The sequence below is a fragment of the Novosphingobium sp. genome, assembly GCF_965229225.1.
Classification (GTDB): Bacteria; Pseudomonadota; Alphaproteobacteria; order Sphingomonadales; family Sphingomonadaceae; genus Novosphingobium.
The window spans coordinates 4,307,892-4,315,000 of sequence record NZ_OZ245867.1 but is presented as its reverse complement, the minus strand read 5'-3'; the positions used below and the strand labels follow the sequence as shown (position 1 = coordinate 4,315,000).

5 protein-coding genes (1 of these 5 only partly in view) are annotated in these 7,109 nt (G+C 62.9%); 2 read left to right on the top strand and 3 right to left on the bottom strand.

The annotated features are described in order from the left end of the window. A protein-coding gene (locus ACO06X_RS20230) for a Coq4 family protein (RefSeq protein WP_421837915.1) crosses the window boundary here: on the bottom strand, window positions 1–198 show its beginning. The gene continues 612 nt to the left of window position 1, outside the view; 198 of the gene's 810 nt are visible here — the first part of the coding sequence; it begins with the start codon at window positions 196–198; its stop codon lies off the left edge, out of view. Between the two features lie 203 nt (window positions 199–401). On the opposite strand from ACO06X_RS20230, the gene ACO06X_RS20225 reads away from it, so the two are divergent. Then, a complete protein-coding gene (locus ACO06X_RS20225; RefSeq protein ID WP_421837914.1) occupies window positions 402–962 on the top strand; it encodes a TetR/AcrR family transcriptional regulator in 561 nt (186 codons plus the stop codon). A gap of 203 nt (window positions 963–1,165) precedes the next feature. After that, window positions 1,166–2,110, top strand: coding sequence for an FkbM family methyltransferase (locus tag ACO06X_RS20220; RefSeq protein WP_421837913.1), 945 nt, complete (start codon window positions 1,166–1,168; stop codon window positions 2,108–2,110). A gap of 68 nt (window positions 2,111–2,178) precedes the next feature. Here the strand turns inward: ACO06X_RS20220 and ACO06X_RS20215 are convergent, their stop codons facing one another. Both ACO06X_RS20215 and ACO06X_RS20210 read right to left on the bottom strand, forming a co-directional pair. Next, window positions 2,179–3,930: an amidohydrolase gene (locus tag ACO06X_RS20215; protein WP_421837912.1), complete on the bottom strand. Its 1,752-nt coding sequence runs from the start codon at window positions 3,928–3,930 to the stop codon at window positions 2,179–2,181. 146 nt (window positions 3,931–4,076) lie between these two features. Beyond that, entirely contained in the window at window positions 4,077–7,022 is a 2,946-nt protein-coding gene (locus tag ACO06X_RS20210) for a TonB-dependent receptor (protein ID WP_421837911.1), read from the bottom strand. Window positions 7,023–7,109: the final 87 nt, after the last annotated feature.

The following is a 7,109-nucleotide window of genomic DNA, read 5'->3' as shown; positions in this document are numbered from 1 at the left end:
AAAGCGCTCGGCGCAATCGCGCAGCCCCGTCCACGGCAGGGCATCGAACACGCGGAAGACGGCGGCGGTATCGTCCTTGTCCCGCGCGACATCGGCAAAGTGGCGCAGCGCGGCAATCGGGCGCTGGCGCGGAGCCGGCCGAGCGGGGCTGTACACCGGCAGATCGGGGCGCAGGCCAATATAGTCGGCGGGGATCATTGCTTTATCCTTCCTTGGCGGAGAGCCCGGCTCCCATGGGGCGGCGGACATTCGCGGGCTTGCTGGTCGGTCTGCGCTCATTATGATGGATTGCTCGCAAAACTGGACTCGCATTTTCCATGCCCGCGCCCGTCCCTCCCCCCGCCCGGCAAACCGCCCCGAATCCGCGCAAACGCCCCAAACAGGCGCGCGCGCAAAACACCGTGGCGGTCATCCTTGAAGCGGCTGCTCGCATTCTCGAGGAACAGGGACTCGAAGCCGCCAACACCAACGCAATCGCCGCGCTCGCCGGGATCAGCGTGGGCTCACTTTATCAGTATTTCGGCAGCAAGGACGCCATCCTCGCCGAACTTGCGCGCAGCACCGAACTTGCCACGGCAGACGAACTGGAACAGGCGAGCGCGGCCATGGCCGGCCTGGCGTTCGAAGAGCAGGCGCGCACGCTGATCCACCTCGCGTTCGGGATCATCTACGCCCGGCCGCAGCTGGGGCGGATCCTTTCGTATCACGAGGCGCGCATGCGCAAGGATGAGGCGTTCGTTTCCGCTGGCGAACGCATGGCCGAGACGATCACCCGCCTGCTCGAGCAGAACCGCGCCGATCATGCCCGCCGCGATTGTGTGACTGCGGCGCGGGATGTGCTGGGCATCGTGGAGGGGATGGCGCTTTCAGCAAACCGGCGCGGCGAAGCCGACATTGCGCTGCTGGAACAGCGGGTGGCGACCGCAGTGCTCGGCTATCTGACCCATCCCGGCCCGGCCTGAGCGGCCGGCGCGGTCGGACCGCCGCCGGCCGGAAGTATCCGTGCCGAAGCGGCAGGAATTGGTTCGAGAGCCGCAGCATTTCTCCTAGCGCTTGCCCGCTATCACCGGCTAGACATCCCGGCGGGGGCGCAGCGACACAGTCGCGACTGGGCCAGACTGATTTAAATGGCAAAATGGAGAACAGTGTGGGTCTGGGAGAATCCTTGAAGGGCATCATTCGCAAGAGCGATACCTTGAATATCGTGGCGACCCAGTTCTACACCTCCGTTGTTCAGCCCTACAAGATCATCAACCTGGCCAAGGCAAAAGGCCTCAAGGTAGAGTACGGCGCTTCTGCGATCGACGTCTTCAGCGCCACGAGCCGCATCAGAATTTCCCGAAGCCATGCGATCTATCTGCAGGATGTGATTGGTAATTTTAACTATTTTTCGGAAGCTGTTGAAGCAGACGAGGCGGGCCTGATCGATTATTCCAGGCCCAATCTGCACCAGGTCAAAGGGTTCGATCTTCATCCGATCCGCTTCCCTTCGCTGGCGGAACCGACCGCCACGACCGAACAGTATCTGGGCTTTGCCAATCTCTCTGAAGGTTCGGTCGCGCTGGATCTGGGCGCCTATTCAGGCCTCACCTCGATCATGTTCCGCGAACTGTGCGGGACCAACGGACGCGTGATCGCTGTAGACGCCGATGAAGGCAATATCGCCGCGATCCGCGAAAACTTCGAGATGTATCGGGAGCGGACCGGCCGCAAGATCGAGTTGCTTGAAGGCGCGGTTTGGACCCACGGCAACGGAATCAGCTTCTCCAGCGAAGGCAACATGGGTTCGTCTGCCGTCGAGATTGTCGGCAACCGCGTCGGCGCGGCCAACCTTGTCCCCTCATTCACGCTTTCGGATATTGCCGATCGGTTCAGCCTTGATCGCATCGATTTCATCAAGTGCGACATCGAAGGCGGCGAAGGCGTGATCTTCACCGACGGCCCCTTTTTCGTGCGCTTCAAGCCGCGGATCATCGTGGAAGTGCACCCTGTCGGCGGCAAAATGACCACCGATGCCGTGCAGCGCGCCCTCTCGCCACATGGCTACCGCTTCCGCATGATCGAACAGGCGGGAGAAAGCCTGCCGCTGATGGAATGCTGGACGGACTAACGCACGTCATGAAAGCTGATCGGTGAGGCGCAGGTTCGGAAATTCCTGAGTCCGCCACCCTCGGGACGTTATCGCCGGGGCGCGCGCTGATAGGCGATTTTGCCGTCCACGATCGTCATGTCGACGTTCACCGCGCCGATCCTCGCCTTGGGGATCGTCAGCGGATCGGCATCCACCACCACGAAATCAGCCAGCTTGCCCACTTCGATGGACCCCATGTCCTTTTCGAGGAAGTTCGCCTCCGCGCTCCAGATCGTAAACATGCGGATCGCGTCCATCACGGGAATCGCTTCGCCCGGCTGGACGATCGTCCCGTACTTGCTGTCGCGGTTCACCGCCCGTGCGATCGAGAAGAATGGGTTGGTGGCGAAGTTCTGCGTCCCGATCGTATCGACCCCGCCCGCCGGATGCATGCCCTTCGCGATCAGCATCTTCAGCGGAAAGAACGCGACATCAGGCTCGGCGGCATTGGTCGCATCGAGCCGCCAGAGGAACGCGACCTGCATCGAGGGGATCACGTGGTCCGCCACCATGCGTTGCAGCCGCCGCTCGGTGCGCTGCGGATCGAGGCTGAGGAAGTGCGCGAAATGCTCGATCCGCAGGCGCGCATCGGCACGCGGCCAGCGCGCCTGCGCCGCTTCATAGGCATCGAGCACCATGTCCTGCGAACGGTCGCCATTGGCGTGGATCTGCACTTGCCAGCCGCGCCGATAGGCATCGCCGACCAGCGTATTGAGCTCGTCCTGCCCATAGGTCACACCGCCCACATTATCCGGCTTCCACGTGGTGGCCGAACCCTTCCAGTGCGGCCGGTAGACCGCCGAGGTCGTGCCCCAGACGCCGTCCTGAATGAACTTGATCGCTCCAACCTTGAGCCATTCGGTGCCCCCGCCCGGCGTGTAGCCCATCGCCTCGATCCGCCCGACCGGATCGGGCACCTTCGAGGAAGCGACCGTGATCCCGGCGTGCATCAGCGGCCCGATCAGGAAGTTCATGCGCACACGCGTCGGCAGGCGCCCTTCAGCCCTTAGCTCGGCCATCGCGGTATAGCTCGGGATGTCCGACATGTCCGAGACCATCGTCACGCCGCGCTTCAGGTAGAAGTCATCGAGGATGGCGCGGACTGCCTCCTTGCGTTCGGGCGCAGTGAAGGCGGGGATCATGTCCTTCGGCCAAGGCACCTCGGCATCGCGGATGATCGCGATCTCGCCATCCGCCGTCCGCTCGAAGCGCGCGGCAGAGCCGGCCGGGGGATCGGGGAAGCTGCGATCCAGCCCCATGATCTGGGCAGCCTTGTGGTTGATCAGGTGATCATGCGCGCTCCAGCGCAGGTCCACCGGATGTTCCGGGAAGGCGGCATCGAGCGCCTGACGCGTGGGCATCGGCTGGTTGTAGGTGCCGTTGCCGATCAGCCAGGCCCCCGGCGGCAGATGGGCGGCTTTCTCCTTCAGCCGTGCGATAACCGCCGCGCCGTCCTTAAGCGGCGGCACCTGGATATCGACGGTATGTGCCTCCACTTCCGCCATGCCGCCAACATGCGAATGGGCATCGATGAAGCCGGGCAGCATCGTGCGCCCCTTGAGGTCGATCACGCGCGTCCGAGGCCCGCGATAGCGACGAACATCGCCGACCGCGACAATGCGGCTGCCCCGCACCGCCACCGCACGGACCACGCGGCTCCGGCTGTCCACCGTCACGATCTTGCCGTTGAGGATCACCAGATCGACCGGCCTGACGCCCTTGGCTTCAACCTTGCCTGAAAAAAGCACCAGCGCCAGTGCCAGCGCCGCACCCCGGCCCCACATCCGTTCGCTCCGCATCTTGCCGCTCCCCAAAGCAGTATCCCGTTTGGCTGCAGTGTGGCGCGCGCAGCGGGCAAAAAGCAAGGCGCCGGAGGTTGCCCCCCGGCGCCCGCCTCAGACCGGCTGGCACCTTTGCAAGCGCCGGGCCGGTTCCCCCCGAACGATCAGAACTTGAAGCCGGCGGCGATGCCGTAGCGGCGCGGTTCCAGCGTAAAGACGTTGGTGAAGTTACCCGAGGACTGGTCGGTCACGTAGAGACCGGTCACCGAGTTGTCGTTGGTGATGTTCTGGATGAAGCCGCGGATGAACCACTTCTTGTCCGGACCATCGAGCTGGAGCTGAGCATTCAGCTGGGTGAACGACGGAACCTTGTCGACCACCCCGTTGAAGATCGTGCCATCCGAATTGCCGGTGAAGTTCAGGTCGAAACGCGGCGTCAGCGTCAGGTTGCCGATCGGCGCTGCATACTGCACGCCGGCCGAGAACTTCACGTTCGGCGCGCCGGGCAGCTTGTTGCCACGGATGTTGGTGGCGATACCCGACGAGTAGACCGTCACACCGCCGATGCCGGGCGCATTGCCAAGCGTCGGAGCGAGCGCGCTGAGCACGGCGCAGATCGAGTAGGCACCGGTCGAGGCAATGCCGCCGCCAGCCGGGAACGCCGTCGTGCCCTGAAGACCCGCACCGCCGGCAACGCCGGGGATTGCGCCGCTGTTGATCAGCGTGTTGGCCGTGTTCACGAAAGCATTCACGCCTGCGACGTTGCCCGAGTTCGAACCGACAGCGCAGTTCGCGGTGTTGGTGATATCCTTGATGATCACCGCATCCTTGCGGCCATTGCCGAAGTCACGCGGGTTCGAGAGGAACTTGTCTTCCGACACCTTGGTGTTGAGGTAGCTGAAGTTCATGTTGATCGTCAGCTCGCGGACCGGGCGGATGATCGCTTCGGCTTCCACACCCCAGATGTTGGCGCTCACGTTGTCGTTGACCGATGTACGGGCGACGATGCGCGAGAGCTGCAGACCCTTGTACTGGTAATAGAACCCGGTGAGGTTCAGCTGCAGCGCGCCATTGGCGAAGGTGTTCTTCGAACCGATTTCGAACGAGTTCACGAATTCAGGCGTGAAGCTTTCCGGAACCGCGAAGATCGGCGACAGCGGCGGGTTGATACCACCCGACTTGTAGCCGCGCGAGTACGAGGCATAGACCAGATTGTCCGGCGAGATCTGGAAGTCGAGCACTGCGCGGCCGGTGAATTCGCCGAACTTCACGTTGCGCACCTGGAACGGCTGGTTGCCAGGGATGGCCGAGTCCGCATCGTAGCCGGAGGCGAGGAACGGCGAGTCATAGGCATTGGCAATGCCCACCGGCGCGAGGAAGTTGAACAGCGTCGTGCGCGCCTTCACCGACTTCTTGTCGTTGTTGTAGCGCAGACCGAGGGTCAGCTTCACCTTGTCGTTGAACTTCCAATAAGCTTCACCGAAGATGCCATAGGTCGTCAGCCTGTAATCAGGCGTGTTGTTCCGATAGGTCGGCGTGGCGAGGTAGGCCGGCGGCGCACCGGCGCCAAGCGCCGAGAACGCGCCCACCACGCCGGCGAAGTAGTCCAGCCCGAACGAGTTCACATAGTAGCTGTTCTCGGTCAGGGTGTACTTGCCGTAGATGCCGCCGAGCAGGAAATTGAACGGACCGTCGAACTTCGAGTTCAGCACCGCTTCCGCTGTCCAGCTCTTGTTGTTCTGGACCGAACGGTCGAAGTCGAGCGGGGTCGAGGCGCAGACGCTGTGCCCGCCGAATACGCCGGTACCGGTCGGCTCGCCAATCGAGGTGCAGAGTGCTCCACCCGGGCCCTGCGGGATCAGCGCATTGGCAATCGGGCCAAGGTAGCTCTTGAGGCCAGGCCCGAGCAGGCCTGCACCTGCCGCAGCAAGGGCGCTGAGGCCCGGCGTGAAGCCCGAACGATCGGCAACGGCGTTGTTGTAGTCCTGCTGCGAATCGACCTTGACGTTCTGGTAGTTGCCTTCGACGCGCAGGCTGAACTTCTCACCAATGTCCTGCTTGAGGACGCCCTGGAGGATGGTTTCCTCGGTGAAGTAGCTGGGCTTGAAATCGGTGTTGACGACGCGCGGATCAGCCGGGTTCACCTCGTTGCGATAGACCTGCGGGCCATAGATGCTGCCCAGCGCGAAGGCGGTCGGCAGGCCGCGGATCGCGAAGAATTCCCTCGAGGTCAGCACGTTGGCGAGCAGCGCATTGCCGTTGGTGGTGCTGGTGCCGCGCGTGGTGTTGAGGCAGCCCAGGATACCGGTCGGATCCTCCTGGCAGTACTGCTTCTGGATGCGCATGCGGCTGTCCTTCTCGCGGAAGTACTGGCCCATGAGGTCGATCGTGGTCGACGGGGACGGCTGCCAGGTCAGCGAGCCGCGGAACCCGTAGATGTCGCGGTCATCGATCTTGGAGTTGTCGAAGAGGTTCTTGGTGTAGCCATCACGCTTCAGGTAGAAGCCGGCGGCACGCACCGCGAGCGTCTCGCTCAGCGGCACGTTGATCATGCCGCGCACGCGGATCGAGTTGTAGTTGCCGTATTCCGCATCACCCGAGGCGCTGAAGCCGTTGAGGTCAGGCTTGGCAGTGCGGAAGTTGACCACGCCCGAGGTCGCGTTGCGACCGAACAGGGTGCCCTGCGGACCACGCAGAACTTCGACCTGCTGCAGATCGTAGAATTCGCCTTCGAACAAGCGGGTCGCGAAAAGCGGCGCATCGTTGATGTGAATCGCGGTCGCGCTGTCGCAGGTCACGCCGGTGCAGAGGTCACCGATGCCGCGGATCGTGAAGCTCGATGTGGTGAAGTTCGTCTTGGTGAAGGTGATGTTGGGCAGCGAAAGCTGCAGATCGAGCGGGTTGCGGATCTGCTGCCTGTCGAGGTTTTCCTTGGTGAACGCGCTGATCGCGATCGGCACCGTCTGCAGGCGCTGCGACTGGCGCTGCGCGGTAACGATGATTTCCTGAACACCCGGGCCGGTATCGCCACTGGCTGCGCTCTGCGCGAACGACGGCGTTGCTACGGCTGCTGCGCACACACCTGCGAGCAGGGTAAGTTTGCCCCTCATATCAATATCCTCTCTCTTCAGCGGACGCCCATCATTTTTGAGGGTCGACCTTCTGCCTACAGAACATAGCGGAACACTAGCGTTGTC